The organism is Paraperibacillus esterisolvens, assembly GCF_046237625.1.
GTDB lineage: Bacteria > Bacillota > Bacilli > Bacillales > DSM-1321 > Paraperibacillus > Paraperibacillus esterisolvens.
On sequence record NZ_CP143545.1, the window covers coordinates 2,110,768 to 2,128,182 of the forward strand.

Sequence of the window (17,415 nt, forward strand, 5' to 3'; positions counted from 1 at the left end):
AATTGGTGATCACGTGGATGATTTAATTATTGCCAGAGCCATGTTTGGCACTACCATGGCTTTTCATATCATTTTTGCAACACTGGGTATCGGCATCCCTTTCATGATTCTGGTATCCGAGCTGATGTTCATGAAAACAAAGGACCAGGACTATTCCATCATGGCAAGGAGATGGACGAAGGCAAAAGGAATTCTGCTTGGAATTGCCATACCATCCGGCACCATTGCAGGTGTATCTCTATCTCTGCTTTGGCCCGGGTTTATGGAGGTAGTCGGGAGGGTGATGGCCCTTCCTTTCCAGATTGAAATTTATGCTTTTTTCATTGAGGCGCTTTTTCTCTCGATCTATGTGTATGCCTATGACCGCATTTCAGCCAAGGGGAGGGTATTTGCTCTTGTGCTGGTTACACTCGGGGCACTTGCATCGGCTGTGCTTATTTCCAATGTACATGCATTTGAAGGGACACCTGCAGGCTTCCGTGTAGTGGATGGCAAAATTGTGGATGTAGATCCCTGGGCAGCCTTTTTCAATCCGAGCTTTTATGTAACAGCGGGGCATGTTGCCATCACTGCCTTAATGACGGGTGCTTTCGTAATCGCGGCAACTGCTGCCTATAAGCTCCTGCGCAATTCGGCCGGTAGCCGGTCGTATGCATTCCATAAGAAAGCTCTCGTCATGGGGCTGACAGCGGGCTTAGTCATTGCCTTTCTCAGTTCCTTGAACGGCCATGCTTCTGCTCAGCATCTCCACAAATATCAGCCGGAAAAACTGGCAGCCGCTGAAGGTCTTTTCGAAACCCGTTCCCATGCACCGCTCTTGATTGGCGGTTCGGTTAACGGGGAAACCGAGACGGTTAAATGGGGGATTGAAATTCCCTGGGCACTGAGCTTCCTGGCAGGAAACAGCTTTGACACGGTGGTAAAGGGACTCAACGAATTCCCCCGGGAACACTGGCCGCCTTTGTTCATTCATACGATGTTCAACGGGATGGTGGGGATTGGCGTTTATTCCATTCTGGCTTCTCTATTAGGCATCTATTGGCTGAAAATCAGGAAAAAGGAATCTGTGCCGAAGTGGATGCTGTGGGTTTTTTTCCTGTCAGGTCCTTTATCCATCCTCGCTATAGAGTTCGGATGGATCTTGGCCTGCACCGGAAGGCAGCCATGGACCATTTATCATATTCTCAGCACAGCTGATTCAGTCACAAGCCAGCAGAATCTGGGGATACTGTATCTCATGTTCGTTCTGGTTTACATCCTGCTTGGTGTGGTGGTGGTCGCGGTTCTTTATTATTATTTCAAGAGGCATCCGCTTCTAAAGGAACTGTCCAGCCAGCAGGAAGGCGATGACAATAACTATACCATTCATTAAGGGGGGAGATTATGCACGGATTTACTTTTACAGATGAAATTTTGGCGATATCGCTCATTTGGGGCTTCGTATTCATCTATGCTGTCATGGGAGCCATGGATTTCGGTGCCGGGTTCTGGTCCATGGTCTATATCAACAGGGATAAAGCCAATGCAACGAATATTGCCAACCGGTATCTTTCGCCTACCTGGGAAGTGACAAACGTGTTCATCGTGGCCCTGGTAGTAGCGATCTACAGCATGTTTCCGGGTGCTGCCTATGCCCTGGGGACAATCCTTTTGATTCCAGGCAGCATGATCCTGCTGCTCCTGACCATCAGGAGTGCATTTCTCGTTTTTTCCCATACTGCCGAAAAATATAAAAGGCTTCTGATCTACATTTCGGGAATCACCGGTATCCTTATTCCAGGACTGCTGATGGCTGTCCTCCCGATATCCCAGGGCGGCTATGTTGTATCGATAGACGGAAATGACAGCCTTTCCCTTGTCAGGCTGTTTACCAGCCCGAATGTGTATGCGTTTATTGCTTTTGCCATAACCAGCTCTCTGTTTCTTTCTTCACTTCTCCTTGCTGATTATTCCAGGGCAGCAGGAGATGCCAGGGCATATGAAGTGTATAGGCGGGATGCCCTGATCACCGGACCGCTGTCGCTTGCGAGCGCGTTCCTGATCATGCTGACTCTGAGAAGCGAGGCCGGATGGCTGTACAGCCGGATGATGGAATATTCCGGGCTTCTGGCAGCATCAGCCATATGCTTCCTGCTTTCAGGCGCCGCCCTGATGCTCCCTGGTAAAAATGGACGGCGGGGTATGCCCCGTTTTGCTGTCATAATCACGATCCTGCAATATATATCTGCAAGCTATGTATACGGCGTTTCCCATCTGCCTTATATTGTGTATCCGAATGTGACCATACAGTCCGGGTTTACCGATCCCAGTTCCTTTCACGCTGTCTTCATTGTTTACATTGTCGGATTTGCCATCCTTTTCCCTGGGTTTTATTATTTCTGGACGCTGTTCATGAAAGACAAAAGCCTGCAGCAAAAACAGGAATAACACCGCTTTATGCGGTGTTTTTTCGTTGGCAGCATGTTAAGACTGAGTCCCATTTCCTTGTCTATCCTTGCGCTTTTCTATAAAATGGATACATTCTGATTGTGCGCAGGAAAAATGAGTGGGAGGGGAACCGGTGGCACAGCATGACTTTACAAAAGGAAGCATTTTCAGGCAGCTGTACATCTTTTCAGGGCCAATCCTTTTGGCCAGCCTTCTTCAGACTTCCTATCAATTCATCGACAGTCTTTGGGTGGGCAATTTAATTGGCGCCCGTGCGCTTGGAGCTGTTTCCGTTTCTAGTACAGTCATATTTACTGTACTGTCCCTTATACTGGGTATCAATAATGCCTCCTTGACGATTCTTTCCCAGCAGAGGGGAAAGGGCGACAGGGAGGCGCTGAAGAAGTATATTAATGGATTTGTGGTCATACTCACGGCGCTGGCGCTCATTCTCGGGGCAGCAGGCTTCTTCTTTTCTGAAGCAATTCTCCGTCTTCTCGGCACCCCGGCTGAAATGATTCCTGAAGCTGCCGGTTATCTGCAGATCAATTTTCTCGGCATCCTTTTTTTATTCGGCTATAACTTTATCGGTACACTTCTCAGGGCCATGGGAAACAGCAAAGCGCCGCTCCGGTTTGTATTTGCGGCAGTGGTACTCAATGCGATCCTGGATCCTATATTTATCTCTGTCATGAATCTCGGAGTGGATGGTGCTGCGATTGCAACTGTGATTTCACAGGGATTTTCGTTTTTATATGGACTCACTTTTATTATTAAACGGAAACTGGCTCCCCTGACATTGCCTTACCTCCCCAACAGAGAGGTTACAGGCTTGATTCTGAAGCTGGGGATACCGAGTGCCATGCAGATGGGTGTCATATCGGCAGGCGTAATGGCCATTATGAGTGTGGTCACATCCTTTGGAAGCGGAGTCACGGCCGGCTTTGGAGCTGCCCAGAGGCTTGACAGCCTGCTTATGCTTCCGGCCCACGCGCTCGGTACGGCTGTTAACGCCATGGCCGGACAGAATATTGGTGCAGGCAGATGGGACAGAGTCCATAAAATATCGTTCTATGCCGTTCTTTACAATTTAGGGATCATGCTTGCAGTGGCGTTGCTGATTTTTAGTTTTGCTGACTTCGGAATCGGTTTATTCATTGACGATCCCGAAGCCGTCAGCTTTGGAGCGGATTATATGCGGGGCATTGCCTTCTTCTATCCGCTTCTAGGGATTAATTTCGTATTGAATGGAGCTGTAAGGGCTTCTGGTGCAATGGTCGCTGTCCTGGTACTCAACATCATCTCATTCTGGGTGCTGAGATATCCGCTGACCTATGCTTTTGCAAACAGATTCGGTGCAGAAGGAATTCCCTTCGGAATGGGCACAAGCTTCTTCATCAGCGCCATCTTCGCTGTTCTATATTACAAGCTTGGTAATTGGAAAAAGAAAAGACTGCGCGGTTAATCCCTTTTAGAGAGCTGCTTCCACAACGGAGGCAGCTCTTTTTTTAAGGCTCTTTTCTAATGGATTATCGTGAACACGTTCTTAATAGGCAGACCTCAAGTTCCAGAGGATGCCAGACGTTATTACCTTATTAGTAATAGAACATCCCCGGAAACAAAGCTCTATACGCTAATGAAGTTTCAGTCCAAAGTCGTAGATAATTTCATTCCTTCTCCTGACGAAAGCAAATCGCATTCTTAATAGAATGAAAGTAATAAATGAGAGAAGGAGAGAGAAACATGACAGAATTTTATGGCAGGACCATTATGATCACCGGAGCCTCAAAAGGACTGGGAAGGGCGCTGGCCCTGGAATTCGCTGGGAAGGGTGCGGATCTTGCCATCTGTGCCAGGAATGAGGAACAGCTGCTCGATGTTAAAAAGGAAGCAGAGCGGTATGGTGTCAGGGTACTGGCGGTAAGTGCCGATATTTCACTGGCAGCCGAAGCAGAAAGATTTACAGCGCTGGCACTGGCCGAATTCAAAAAAATCGATGTGCTGATCAACAATGCTTCCATACTCGGGCCAAGCCCCATACCTCAGCTGCTGGATTTTCCGGAAGATGACTTTTTTGAAGTCATTAGAGTCAATGCATTAAGTGCTTTTTTAATAACAAAACGGGTTCTGCCAGGTATGCTTGAAAGAAATTCAGGCTCTGTGATTAATGTGACATCCGAGGCAGGGAACACGGGCTATGCAGGCTGGGGAGCATACGGTATTTCCAAGTTTGCTGTGGAAGGGCTCACTGAAACATGGGCGGATGAATTGTCAGGCACAGCAGTGAGGATGAATATGGTAGATCCGGGAGAAATGAATACAGACATGCATGACAGGGCAGTGCCGGACTGTGACTATGAACTTGCAGAACCCGAGCAGGTGCTGGATGTTTTCTTATACCTTGCTTCAGACAGGTCCATGTTAAAAACCGGCAGCCGTTATGCGGCGCAGGAATTTAGGGAGGAGGAGGAAGCATGATGCCTCTAACATCTACCCGCTTTTACCTGCCGGATGACTTGAATGCTTCGGTTCCGGCGGAAAAAAGGGGAATCAGACGTGACTTTGTTAAATTGATGGCTCTCGACAGAAGGACCGGTGAAGTTAAAGATGATACGTTCCATAATCTCGGTCAATACCTGAACAAGGGAGATGTTTTGGTCTTAAATAACAGCAGGACACTGCCTGCGGTTTTAAAGGCGGAAATTAAGAGGCTGTTCCATACGGTCAAGGAACATGCAGAGGTAAGACTTGCCCGCAGGCTGTCCGAGAATACATGGGAAGTGCTGATTGCAGCCACTAATGTAAGAGCGGGAGATATGCTTCATTTCTCAGAAACGCTGCAGGCGGAAGTAAAAATAAGCCATGACAACAAACCGCTTCAGACAGTGGTTTTTACAGAAAGCGGGTCAAAGCTTTTGGATTCTATTTACCGCCTGGGCGAGCCGGTACGATATGAATATATAACAGAACCATGGGGATTGGAATATTATCAGACTGTATTCGCCTCACATCCCGGATCCATCGAGATGCCTTCAGCAGGAAGGGCATTTACCTGGGAGCTGTTATTTAAGCTGCAGCAAAAAGGGATCAAGATCGTCTTTTTGCAGCTTCATACGGGACTCAGTTATTTCTTGGATGACAAATGGAAAATGAACCCAGGGGAGAATAGTGAGGAATTTTTCATACCTGAAGCGGCCATGCAGGCTGTGATGGAAGCGCGAAATAGAGGAAACCGGGTAATCGCCGCAGGCACGACAGTTGTCCGGGCGCTAGAAACAGCCGCCCGGAACAATCAGCTGTCCGGCTGGACTAATCTTTATATTCACTCCAGGCACCACCTTCAGCTGGCAGACGGGATATTGACCGGACTGCATGAGCCGGAAGCGAGTCATCTGGATATGCTTTCTGCATTCATTGAAATGCCTTATCTGATGGCGGCTTACCGGGATGCTGTAAAAAAAGGCTATTTATGGCATGAATTCGGTGACATGAACTTAATCATTTAAAGGAGAACATTATGGATTTCCATCATATTGGGATTGAAACCTCCAGTCTGGATGAGTCGCTTTCCTTCTACCAGGATATTCTGCAGTTCACGGTTAAACAGAGATTAAATCTGGGCGGAGAGGAGCTGGTTTTCATCTCGGATGGCCGCTTGATGCTAGAGTTGATTAAGGTCGGGGAAGTAAGCAGGAAAGAAGCCGGCTGCCTCCATCTCTGCTTCAGGACAAAAAATCTCAAAAAGTTGAAGGAACGCCTGAAGAGCCGGGGAATGCAGGATTCGTTTGAACTCAATTGTTATGAAAACGGCTGGAAGTCCCTTTTTATAAAGGGGCCAAGCGGTGAAGAAATTGAATTTTTAACTCATGATGAAGAAAGCCGGGGCTGATGGTCAGCTCCGGCTTTTGGCCGTTTCTTTCTTTCTGAGTTTAGCGAACAGGGTCTTAAGCAGAGGCGGGACTACAAAGTAAATAAAGAAAATCCGGAATAACTGAAAAGCTGTTACGACTGAAAGATCGGCTTTTACGTCATGAGCGATGATCCCCATCTGGTCCATTCCCCCGGGGGCTGTGCTTAAATAGCTTGTAACCGGACTGAAAGAATAAAAACGGGTAAGAACAAGGCTGATTAAGAAAGAACCTCCGATTAAAAAGAGGCCGTTCAGCAGGCTCAATACCGAAAACTGAACTTTTTTCTGAATGAGTCCTGGCTTTACCAATAAACCTACATACCCGCCGATCAAGAACTGTGAAAAATTCATAACAGATCCGGGGAGGCTGACGCCATCAATTCCCAGCAAGACCAGGATGGCCGCACCGGCCATCGGCCCAAGCAGGAAAGGCGTTGGAAGTTTCCATTTCTTCGCAAGCAGCGCACCGGCGATGCAGGCTGCAGAGAATAAAAGCAATATGAGGGGCGAAGACTCTTCAAAAGAAACAGCCTCATGGCCTTCTCCTCTATGGCCGCCGAATAAGGGGCTGTATATCAAAAGAGGGATCAGGCTTACAATCATGATCAGGCGTGAGACCTGCATGAAAGCAACGATCGATATATTAATTCCCTTGATTTCTTCTGCGAGAGCAACAATCTGTGAAAGTCCTCCGGGAATGCTGCCGAGGAGGATGGCAGGATAATCGAAGCCCGTCACCCGGGAGGTGATGAAAGCCATCACAGCGCAAAAAAGGATGAGAAGTACTGTAGATGCAAACATTGCCGGCAGATGCCAGCCGATTCCGATGACAGCATCCCTTGTAAAAGAAAGCCCGAGTGAGTACCCGACGATAATCAAGCCGGCATCTCTCAGCTGGACCGGCCAGCAGGCTCCTGCTTTAGGGAAGCGTGAAAATATAATGACTGCAGCCATAGGGCCAAGAAGCCAGGGAAGAGGCAGCTGGGCCGCCCAGAAAAGGATCCCCCCTGCACATGCACAAGTTAATGTAAATAAAAAGTCCTGCTTTTTACTATGTACGGAAAAAATAGAGATTTTCAATGAATTACCTTCAATCCAGCTAGTTTTATTTCTCTATTAACTTAGTATGGATTTCTTGAAATTACAATAAATTAGTTTTTTGCCACCCACATTTCTTTGTGGAAAGAGACCTCTATGATAGAATGAGTAATATGAATTTGGAATATTAAAAAAACTATTGCCGTGATATTCCCTGACACGCTGACAAACTGTCTGGGCGATTTGCCATGGAACTGAGTAAGTTATTATTTAATTCAAGATCATCTGCCGTCCTAATCTCTCAGGCGGCAGGAAGGGGAAGGAAAATGAATACATCCACCGCTGTTATCATTCGGGAAACAGCACTTAAGCATTTCGCCATTAAAGGATTTGATGCTACATGCCCGGTAGAAATCGCAAAGGAAATTGGTATAACGTGTTCTATGATCAGAACGTATTTCACAAGTAAGGAAGAAATATATTTGGCTGTCACGGACTTTCTGGGAACTTATTATACGTCCTTCATAGAAGAATTGATTACAAGGACTAAAGGGCTTGCCCTAAGGGACAGGATCTATGAAATTTTGATGGAGGTCGCAAGGCAGGCGAGGAATGACAGGCTGCCATGCCTCCTCTGGATCCAGATCATTTATTTTCCGCCCGTTACTTTAAAACAGGAGATCCTGCACAGAATGGAGCGGACGAGTGAGGGGATCAGCCAAAAGCTGTCTCTTCTATTTACAGAAGGAAAGACTCCGGAGAGACAGGAAGGAGTTTTTCTCGGTTCAGCTTTGTATGTAGTCATAAAAGGGATGAAAACCAAGGTAAATAACACCGAGGAAGAGGACAAGAGACAGGCTCTGTTTTTCTCTGGCGTTTTTTCCACACAATGAGGCAAGCATTACCAAGAAAAATCTCAGAAGATATCAATTTGGTATGTCTTATCCAGAAGCGGACCTGCACATATATGCAAACCGCTTTATTTGCGAAAACAAAAAGAGGTTGAAACAATGAGTTTACTGACAAATAACCAGTTGGATTGGATAAAGACGTCTCTTGGCGCTGATTCCGTCCAATCTGTGCTGGTACTGACCGGCGGAACTTCCGCAGAAATGTATAAAATTGCTGTGCGGGCGGACGGGAAGTCCATGGAAGCAGTCCTGCGGCTCTACACTGATAGAGAATGGCTCCAAGCAGAGCCGGATCTTGCATTGCATGAAGCCTCCGCCTTTACAGCCGTTAATGATTTGCCCTTCCATACACCCCAGCTTCTTGCTTTTGATCCGTCAGGAACTTTTTGCGGCTGTCCGGCCGTTTTGATGACCTGTCTTAAAGGGGGAGTCGAGCTCTTCCCAGCAGACCGAAGCCGCTGGCTCCGCCAGCTGTCTGAAGTGCTGGCCGCTATTCATTCCCTGGACCCGCCGCCGGACTTTGGGTGGCGGTATTATCCTTATTATAATTCTGAATCACTGTCGGTTCCTGAATGGAGCAGCTGTCCGGATTTATGGTCAAGAGGGATAGCCGCAGTCCGGAACGGACAGCATAAAGGAACTCAGGGCTTCATTCACCGGGATTTTCATCCAGTGAACGTAATGTGGGAGAATGGGGAAATCAGCGGGGTGGTTGACTGGGTAAATGCCTGTCTGGGCCCGAAGCAGATGGACCTTGCCCACTGCCGCCTGAATCTGGCCCTCCTGTATGGAGTTCAGGAAGCTGATGACTTCCTGGACGGCTATCAGCAGTTGGCGCCTCTTTCTTATGAACCTTTCTGGGATTTAAAGGGACTGATGGAAATTCTGCCGGAACCGGCCGTCTATAGGGGATGGACCGAACATGGAGTCAGCGGATTGACGGATGAGCTGATGAGGGTGCGGGCTGACCTGTACATACAGCATATTTTCAGGTGAATAGAGGAAGTTTGAGGATAAAGGTATAGAAAACCAACCATGAGTTTTATACTCTCAGTGGAATGCATGAAAAGAACGTATACAAGAGCAGAAACAAAATGAGGCGATGGAGCAGAGTAAGTAACAAGAATGCCAGCGAGATGAATTATATTCATACCTGGCTGCTTAAAGCCTTATGTTCCATGCAGCTCCGCCTACTTTTCCACAGAAAAAGCGCCTGCCAGCCAGACGCTTTTTTTGTTTTTTCTTATAAGTTAGAAAGATTCATATTTTTGATTGCTTCCAGGACCGCTGGGTTTTCGAGCGATGATATATCCCCTGTGTTCTGGTTCATATAGGCGGCTCGGATGACCCGCCGCATGACTTTCCCATTCCTTGTTTTAGGGAGTTCGTCCACAAAGAATATCTCCTTTGGCAGCAGCGCTTTTCCAAGATGATTGCCTACGATCTGAAGCAATTCCTGCTTGAGCACAGCTGTCTCTGCAGGCTTCGACTTCAGGACTGCAAAACAGACTGCTGTTTCCCCTTTGACTGCGTCCGGCACTCCGATGGCCGCCGCTTCCACCACCAGCGGGTGCTCGACGAGAGCTGATTCCAGTTCTGCGGGTCCTAGACGCTTGCCGGCCACATTCAGGATATCATCCGACCGCCCGGTGATGGTCCAGAAGCCTTCTGAATCCTGAATCACCCAGTCGCCATGCACCCATGTATCTCCCCACCGGCTCCAGTATGCGCTTTCATATCGGTCGTTTTCTTTCCAAAATCCATTGGTCATTCCGACCCATGGCTGCAGGATGACCAGTTCGCCGACCTCGTTAAGCACGGGGTTCTGCTCTTGATCATAAACATGCACATCCATCCCCGGAATAGGAGAATTAAAGGTTATGGGAGATATAGGCTTCAGCAGGACGTTCCCAAGGATGCCCCCGGAAATTTCTGTACCGCCGGAATAATTGATAATCGGGACTTTCCTCTTGCAGACATTTTCAAAAAGCCACATCCAGGGTTCAGGGTTCCATGGCTCCCCGGTTGAACCGACAGCCTTTAGTGACGTCAGATCATGCTGGTCGATCCAGTCTGTCCCGTGGCGCATCAGGCTTCGGATAAGAGTGGGGGAGATGCCCAGGTGTGTTACTTTATGCTTTTCGGTCAAATCCCATATCCGTCCAGGATTCGGAAAATCAGGGGTGCCCTCGAACATGACGATGGCCGCCCCGTTGACGAGTCCGCCGAACACGAGGAACGGGCCCATCATCCAGCCCATATCCGTTACCCAGAAGAGGGTATCCCCTTTGTTTACATCCATGCACAGTCCTGCATCAAATGCAGCCTTTATTGGGAAGCCTGCATGGTTATGAACAGCGCCTTTTGGCTTTCCAGTCGTGCCTGAAGTATAGATGAGCATTAAAGGGGCGGAGGCATCTAATTCTTTTGTCCTGATTTCCTGCCCTTCCTTTACAAGCCCCGACCATTCGACGTCTTTGCTTTTATTCCAGGGGATATCCGCGTGTGTCCGCCTGACGACCAGGACCTTCTCAATTCCCGGAGAAAGTTCCACGGCCCTGTCCGCTTCCTTTTTCATCTGAATTGCCTTGCCTCTGCGGTAAAAACCGTCAGCGGTGATGAGATATTTAGCTCCTGAGGCATTAATTCTCGCAGCTACCGCTTCAGCCCCATATCCGGAGAAAGCAGGGGAAAAGATCGCCCCGATTTTGGCGGCAGCAAGCATGGCAAATACGGTTTCGGGAATCATCGGCATATAAATGGCTATAACATCGCCTTCCTTTACTCCCACACTTACAAGACCCGCGGCGGCTTTATCTATTTCCTCTTTTAATTTTCTGAAAGAATAGGTTGAGACAAGACCATCATCTCCTTCCCAAATGAGGGCTGGCCTTTCGGCCATTACTGGATCGCTTGTCCATTTTTCAACTGCATTATGGACAATATTCATTTTTCCTCCCTGGAACCACTTGGGATATTTAAGGCCGCTGCTTAAATCCAGGGTCTTTTTATATGGACGGTGCCATGCTATCCCCAGTTCCTTGACGGCTTCTTCCCAGAACCACGAAACATCATCAATGGATTGGAGAAAAAAAGAATCATAGTCCTCAAAACCCAGCTTTTCCATCCAATTGTACAGTCGGGTTGACTTTTTGTACTCCTCACTAGGAAACCAAACAGGCGAATGCGTCATAATAACCTCCAGTTTGAAAATAGGTAAAATTCTGAATATACAAGTTTATTATAAAGGACACTCCAGCCTTTGGAAACTAAATCCTAAAATCAAGGCATGGCTAGATATAAATGGAAGATAAGAGTAAAATAAAAGGGCAGGAATTCTGCATGTGATACAGCTAACTAAGATATAGGCGGAGAATATATGAAATTTACAAAAACAAAAGCTTTCTCGGCAGTTAAATTCCTGCTCCCGCTCGCTATACTCCTTTTTGTGGGTTATGAGGGTGGAAGATTCATCGCAGGGATAGATGCCGGGCTGCTGAAAAAGCATGCCTCGGATGTAGGTTACCATAAAGCTCTTCTTATTCTATCCTTCGGCCTTATTGCTGTTTTGCCCATGAGTTTCTTTGATGTGATACTTATGAAGCTCCTCGGCAGGAGACTTGCCGTCAAAAGGCTGCTGCAGTATTCTTTCATTGCAAATGCATATTCAAACTTCCTTGGGTTCGGAGGCCTCACAGGGGCTGCAATCAGGACTTATTTTTATAAAACCAGGGATCAAAGCCGGATGGAGATCATCAAGGCTATAGCCAAGATTTCCGTATTCTATCTGTCAGGCCTGTCGCTCCTGAGCTGGCTGATTATAGTAGGAATTCTGGATTCACCGGTTTTTAAAACATACAAATGGCTTTATGCCGGTATACTGGCCATCGCGGCCTACCTGCCGGTGCTTCTCATTACCCTTCATTTAAAAGGGAAGGGAGGGAAGAGCCGCGTACCGCAGGCTAAATATGAGATTGCGCTGATTCTCGTCTCATTCGCTGAGTGGTTTTGCGCTATGCTGACCATGTGGGGTGCAGCAAGAGTGATGGGACTTGACATTAGTTTACTGGCACTGGCTCCTGTCTACCTGACCGCTGCCTGCGCAGGGGTCCTCAGCATGATCCCAAGCGGTCTTGGCTCCTTTGATTTAATCTTTATGCTGGGCAGCGAATCCTATGGCCTGCCTAAGGAAAAAGTGGTCCTGCTCCTGCTTATCTATAGGATCACCTATAATTTTTTCCCCTGGCTCCTTTCAAGCTTTCTCCTTGGAAGACATTTTTGGAGCGTACTCAATAACAAATGGCGAAACCTCCCGTCGTATACAGCGGCAAATATCAGTCATGGACTTTTAACATTCCTTGTCTTCCTGACAGGAATCATCCTGCTTCTGTCAGCAGCATTCCCATCAGCACTTGGAGGAATCAAGGCACTAAGCGAGGTTTTCCCATCCGGATTTGTAGGAATCTCACATCAGCTTTCAGTCGCCTCGGGCTTTACCCTGCTGGCGCTGGCCAGGGGAATCGAGCTTAGAGTCAGATGGGTTTATTATTTAACCCTTGGCATCCTCATACTTGGTTCTTTATTTACATTTTTCAAAGGCCTGGATGTTAAGGAAGCCTTATTCTCACTGGGAGTGGCACTCCTTCTTTATGCAGCAAGAAACCGGTTTTACCGTGTCCAGTTTTCCTTTTCATGGGGAAGGGGGATTTTTGACGGGGCGATGTTCCTGCTGTTCATCGCCTTGTATTTTACGGCAGGTTATTTGAACCTCCCGCAGTCGGAGGGAAGGATGCCGGCAAGGTTCGAAGCGTATATTATCCAGGATTCCACAGAACTTTTCCGGAGTGGTATTGCCGGGCTTTTGATTTGCGGATTTGTGATGGGGGCAGGCTGGGCACTCAGCCGGTCCTCGAAATTTCCGTTCCTTGCTGCAAGCATGAATCTTGTACGTATTAAAAAAATATTGACAGCTTACGGCGGTAACGGCTTTACCAATCTTCTTTACATGCCGGATACGTATGTATATTTCAGCAGTTCCGGAACGGTGCTGTTTGCCTACAGGCGCTTTGTAGATAAACTGGTCATTTTGGGCGGACCTTCCGGGAAAAGAGACGATTTTATTGATGCCATGGAAGAATTCCAGGATGAAGCCGACCGTTTCGGTCTTTCATTGGTCTATTACCAGGTCAGGAGTTCCATGCTTCCCTTTCTAAATGCCCACGGCTATGATTTTTATAAACTGGGCGAGGAGACACTCGTGAATTTAAAGGAATTGGAAAGAGGACCAAAAAGAAAACTGGATATCGTAAACAGCAAGTTCTCGAGACAGAACTATCAGTTTGAGGTAGTTCAGCCGCCTTATACAGACAGTCTACTGGCAGAAGCGGAGAAGGTATCGGAGGAATGGCTGGATGGCAGGAAGGAAAAGGGCTTCTCTCACGCTTCTTTTCAAAAAGAATACCTGAACCAATTTCCGCTGGCCACCCTTAAAGATCCAGGCGGACATATCATCGCCTTTGCGGTGGTGATTCCCGGATTCGATTCAAGTTCAACCATCAGGGCAGATCTATTGCGTCATACCCTGCAGGCACCCGGCGGCTCTATGAATTATTTATTAAGCTGTCTTTTAAAGTGGGCGGCAGAAAGGGGATACGATTCCTTCAACCTGGGAATCACACCGCTGACAGGCGGCAGCACGGAAAAGTATATGACATCTTCCGAAAAGGCGGCATCGCTGATTTATATGTCCGGGTATTATTTATATCCTTTTCACAGCATCAGCCGTTTTAACCTGAAATATGGAGATGAAAGGGAGCCTAACTATCTTGGTTACCGGAAGAAGTCATCGCTGCCGATCCTGATGCTTCAGCTTTCATTCCTGATGGCCCGTACGAGAAGAAACAAGCCTGGAAGGGCCGTCAAGCTGTCCAGGGAAGAACGGCATAACGATCAATAAAACAGTTAAGGCAGGGAAAATGATGAAAAAAAATATCTTGATACTGGACCTTATATTTTATGTGGCAGTACCGCTTTTGGTCTGGAATGGCGGCAGGGGAATGCTCGGCGATTATTATGCAATGCTTCTCTCTTCTGTACCAGGGATCATCTATAGTTTATACCGCTTTTTTGAAGTGAAAAAAGTAAATTTCTTTGGCCTCTTCATCCTGATTAACCTGGTCATTGGCACATTGATTGATGTACTGGCAGGTTCAGCGATACAGCTTCTCTGGAACAATGCTTATTATCTTTTCGTGCTCGGCGGCGTTTTCTTGATTTCGATCATTATCAATAAGCCTATAGCCCTTCTTTTTACGCTGGATGTGGTAGAACTTCAGGGAAGTGACAGGGAGAAGACTAAGGAGCTGTTTTATAGAAAGAAGCCGCTTCTTGTTTTTAAATGGATTACCCTGGCGTTTGCGATGAGGGATATTGTACTTGGAGTGGTAAAGATTTATCTGATCAGGGAATATGGCGTGGACGCCTTTGATAAAGGTATCCTGCTGAGGCAGGCATTCAGCTGGGGAGTTACGCTGCTGACTGTGTTCGGGTATTATTATATAACCAAAATCATGGCTGAGAACAGCACAGATAAAAAAGACGGAAGCAATCCGATTCTTTAAAAACAGGAAGGGGCAGCACCGGGATATCCGGGCTGCCCCTTTCTGCTTCCTGATTATTCGGGGGTATGCTCCCTGCAATAATCAGCCAGCATCTTCTCTTCCTCTTCATCCAATTCGAAATCCAGAACCTTTTCTGTTTCATATTCATGGATCGTATAGCTGACAAGGGATGATTTCCCTTCATCCAGCAGGAACACAGCACGTATATAAATGCCCTGCTCCGTATACAGCTCATCATCCTCCGGAACTTCTGCCTGGATGAAGAACTCGAACCTGCGCCCGCTTAAAATCCCGAATGGATCCTTAATCTCTCCAGCTTCATGATTCACTATAGTCAGCATCACAACCAAACCTCTCTCTTAAAACTTAGATATTAAAATAGTATACCTGTAGTCCAGCGAATTATCAAAGAGGGAAGGGTGGGCTGTCTCTATTTCCCAGAAATAGGGGAAGTCCCCACCTTCCAGGTTTTTCCCCAGACTTTGATTAGGCCGGTAAAGGAAATGGGTATGGTAAAGAAAAGCAGGTGTGGAGGGAAATGAAGTGAAAATAGTGGTTTTGTCGGATACGCATATGCCGAGGAAGGGAAGGTCACTGCCAGTTCAGCTTAAAGCTGATTTAGAGAATTGTGATTTGATTATTCATGGGGGTGACTGGCAGACACTTGATGTATATAAGGAACTTTCTTTGTATGGGGAAGTCAAGGGCGTATATGGAAATGTGGACGGAGAAGACATCAAGAAGCTCTTCCCTGAAAAAATCATAGTGGAATCAGGGCACGTAAGAATTGGCGTCACGCATGGACATGGCAAGGGTCTTACAACAGAAAGAAGAGCCAGGGCAGCGTTTGAAGACGAGGAGGTTCAGGCGGTCATATTCGGCCACTCGCATATTCCCCTCCTGAAGAAGGAGGGTGGAATCCTTATATTCAACCCTGGTTCCCCGACTGACAAGAGGCGGCAGCCCCGTTATTCATTCGGAATTCTCACCATTGAGGGGGGCAGTGTGAGCGCCCGGCATGTTTTTTTCGATAAGCCTGTTTATGAAGAATAACCAGTTCCACGGTATTACTGCAGCCTAAATAGGCTGATGACTATACGGCCAGGAGTCATGGTTAAGCCATGAAATCAGCCCATGCCAAATAAAGCATCACATCGTTTACCCCTTCTTAGGCATTGTAAGAACTTACTGTTCTTAATTACTCCATGAAAAAACCAAATTTTTTAAAATTGAAACCCAAAAATAGCCTTTAGAAAGGATCACAAGCAAAAAGAGCAGCCAGCATAAGGCCGGCTGCCCTTCTGATTAAAACAAATACATTCCGATAATGCCGCTGATCGTACCGACGGCCGTAACTGAGGCCATCACGAAAAGAATCACTTTTTTCGGGAAAGACCGGGCAACCATCAGGATAGATGGAAGGCTGATGGCCGGCAGGGTGACTAGTAAGGCTGCTGCCGGACCGGCACCGAGTCCGAACGCCATCATGGACTGGACAATCGGGATTTCTGCTGCTGTTGGGATGACAAACAGCATTCCTGTAACGGCGAACAGGAGGATGATCAGGACTCCATCTGCTGCTGCCCCGCTGATATTAGGGAACAGCCAGACCCGTGCAGCTCCAAGCAGGAGGACACTTAGAAGATAAGCTGGTACAACGTATAATACCATGCTGCCCATGCTTTTCATCCATCTTGAAAGGAAAGAGCCTTTTACAGGTTCTGCATCCTCAAGCAGTCCATCCATATCTTCCCCTTCAGTGTCCTTTGCAAATCGGTTTGCAAAATAACTTACCCCAAATGTCAGGATCAGCCCGGCTGCCAGGCGAAGAAGCATGAACTTCCAGGAAAGCACAAAGGTCATGAAAATGAGCACAGCAGGATTGATTGCAGGATTTCCAATCCAAAAAGCAAGGCTTGCACCGACAGAAGCCTTACGCTTTCTCATCCCGATGGCAATCGGCGCTGCACAGCAGCTGCACATCATCCCGGGAAGAGAAGCTGCTCCGCCTGCTGCGGTGCTGCCAAAGGATGTTTTTCCAAGAACTTTCAGAAGCCATCCGGAAGGTATGAGAACCTGAATCAGCGACCCAAGGAGAATACCCAGGACAGCTGCCTTCCAAACAGCGGCAAAGTAGGCTGAAGCATAACTCCATGCACTGTCCCAGGAAGGTGCAGGCAGATCTCCTTCGCCTATAATGGAGGTGCCAATAGAGCTGGTGGTGAACGCAAGTATGACTTTATGATAATAAGGCCACCATTTTACATAAAATAGGCCGGCTATCGCGACGAAAAGAAAGAGACCGACTAAAAGAATCGTCTTTTTGCTATGTGCTTCAGGCTTGTTAACTGCAGCATGTATAGGTGACATCTCACAAATCTCCTTTAAATAAATTATCAAAGATTCATTTTACCACACTATTACTTACATGGATATCGATGAGTTTCCTGATAGTCTCAACGCTTATATCACACTGTAAAATATGGTATAATTCATTAGTTAACGAAAT

The 17,415-nt window shown here is 47.2% G+C and carries 15 protein-coding genes; 11 read left to right on the plus strand and 4 right to left on the minus strand.

Features of this window, described 5'->3' with window-relative positions; all coding sequences use genetic code 11:
• Nucleotides 1-13 precede the first annotated feature (13 nt).
• The 6 genes from V1501_RS10670 to V1501_RS10695 all read left to right on the plus strand — a co-directional run bounded on the left by V1501_RS10670 (nucleotide 14) and on the right by V1501_RS10695 (nucleotide 6,316).
• Nucleotides 14-1,372, plus strand: a complete 1,359-nt coding sequence (locus V1501_RS10670) for a cytochrome ubiquinol oxidase subunit I (protein WP_409293146.1) — start codon at nucleotides 14-16, stop codon at nucleotides 1,370-1,372.
• An 11-nt stretch (nucleotides 1,373-1,383) separates the two neighbouring features.
• Nucleotides 1,384-2,427 (plus strand): cytochrome d ubiquinol oxidase subunit II, encoded by a 1,044-nt coding sequence (locus V1501_RS10675; protein ID WP_409293147.1) that lies wholly within the window; start codon nucleotides 1,384-1,386, stop codon nucleotides 2,425-2,427.
• A gap of 133 nt (nucleotides 2,428-2,560) precedes the next feature.
• Nucleotides 2,561-3,892 carry an MATE family efflux transporter gene (locus tag V1501_RS10680; RefSeq protein ID WP_409293148.1) on the plus strand — a complete coding sequence of 444 codons (1,332 nt, stop codon included), beginning with the start codon at nucleotides 2,561-2,563 and terminating at the stop codon, nucleotides 3,890-3,892.
• A 278-nt stretch (nucleotides 3,893-4,170) separates the two neighbouring features.
• A complete protein-coding gene (locus V1501_RS10685; protein WP_409293149.1) occupies nucleotides 4,171-4,905 on the plus strand; it encodes an SDR family NAD(P)-dependent oxidoreductase in 735 nt (244 codons plus the stop codon).
• Nucleotides 4,902-5,933, plus strand: coding sequence for an S-adenosylmethionine:tRNA ribosyltransferase-isomerase (locus V1501_RS10690; RefSeq protein ID WP_409293151.1), 1,032 nt, complete (start codon nucleotides 4,902-4,904; stop codon nucleotides 5,931-5,933). The genes V1501_RS10685 and V1501_RS10690 overlap by 4 nt, the downstream gene beginning before the upstream one ends.
• 11 nt (nucleotides 5,934-5,944) lie before the next feature.
• A complete protein-coding gene (locus V1501_RS10695) occupies nucleotides 5,945-6,316 on the plus strand; it encodes a VOC family protein (RefSeq protein ID WP_409293153.1) in 372 nt (123 codons plus the stop codon).
• A gap of 3 nt (nucleotides 6,317-6,319) precedes the next feature.
• Here V1501_RS10695 and V1501_RS10700 read toward each other — a convergent pair whose 3' ends face one another.
• Entirely contained in the window at nucleotides 6,320-7,417 is a 1,098-nt protein-coding gene (locus V1501_RS10700; RefSeq protein ID WP_409293155.1) for an AbrB family transcriptional regulator, read from the minus strand.
• Nucleotides 7,418-7,701: 284 nt separating this feature from the next.
• On the opposite strand from V1501_RS10700, the gene V1501_RS10705 reads away from it, so the two are divergent.
• Both V1501_RS10705 and V1501_RS10710 read left to right on the plus strand, forming a co-directional pair.
• Entirely contained in the window at nucleotides 7,702-8,268 is a 567-nt protein-coding gene (locus V1501_RS10705) for a TetR/AcrR family transcriptional regulator (protein ID WP_409293157.1), read from the plus strand.
• 117 nt (nucleotides 8,269-8,385) lie between these two features.
• Nucleotides 8,386-9,282, plus strand: a complete 897-nt coding sequence (locus tag V1501_RS10710) for a phosphotransferase family protein (protein ID WP_409293159.1) — start codon at nucleotides 8,386-8,388, stop codon at nucleotides 9,280-9,282.
• 247 nt (nucleotides 9,283-9,529) lie between these two features.
• Here V1501_RS10710 and V1501_RS10715 read toward each other — a convergent pair whose 3' ends face one another.
• On the minus strand, nucleotides 9,530-11,479 hold the full coding sequence (locus V1501_RS10715) for an AMP-binding protein (protein ID WP_409293161.1): 1,950 nt from the start codon (nucleotides 11,477-11,479) through the stop codon (nucleotides 9,530-9,532).
• 186 nt (nucleotides 11,480-11,665) lie between these two features.
• Here V1501_RS10715 and mprF point away from each other — a divergent pair, with 186 nt between their 5' ends.
• Both mprF and V1501_RS10725 read left to right on the plus strand, forming a co-directional pair.
• Entirely contained in the window at nucleotides 11,666-14,242 is a 2,577-nt protein-coding gene (mprF, locus tag V1501_RS10720; RefSeq protein ID WP_409293163.1) for a bifunctional lysylphosphatidylglycerol flippase/synthetase MprF, read from the plus strand.
• A 19-nt stretch (nucleotides 14,243-14,261) separates the two neighbouring features.
• Nucleotides 14,262-14,906 carry a VC0807 family protein gene (locus V1501_RS10725; protein WP_409293165.1) on the plus strand — a complete coding sequence of 215 codons (645 nt, stop codon included), beginning with the start codon at nucleotides 14,262-14,264 and terminating at the stop codon, nucleotides 14,904-14,906.
• Between the two features lie 53 nt (nucleotides 14,907-14,959).
• Here the strand turns inward: V1501_RS10725 and V1501_RS10730 are convergent, their stop codons facing one another.
• Nucleotides 14,960-15,247, minus strand: a complete 288-nt coding sequence (locus V1501_RS10730) for a DUF6509 family protein (RefSeq protein ID WP_409293322.1) — start codon at nucleotides 15,245-15,247, stop codon at nucleotides 14,960-14,962.
• 202 nt (nucleotides 15,248-15,449) lie between these two features.
• Here V1501_RS10730 and V1501_RS10735 point away from each other — a divergent pair, with 202 nt between their 5' ends.
• Nucleotides 15,450-15,959, plus strand: coding sequence for a metallophosphoesterase family protein (locus tag V1501_RS10735; RefSeq protein WP_409293167.1), 510 nt, complete (start codon nucleotides 15,450-15,452; stop codon nucleotides 15,957-15,959).
• A 252-nt stretch (nucleotides 15,960-16,211) separates the two neighbouring features.
• Here the strand turns inward: V1501_RS10735 and V1501_RS10740 are convergent, their stop codons facing one another.
• A complete protein-coding gene (locus V1501_RS10740) occupies nucleotides 16,212-17,276 on the minus strand; it encodes a permease (protein WP_409293169.1) in 1,065 nt (354 codons plus the stop codon).
• Nucleotides 17,277-17,415: the final 139 nt, after the last annotated feature.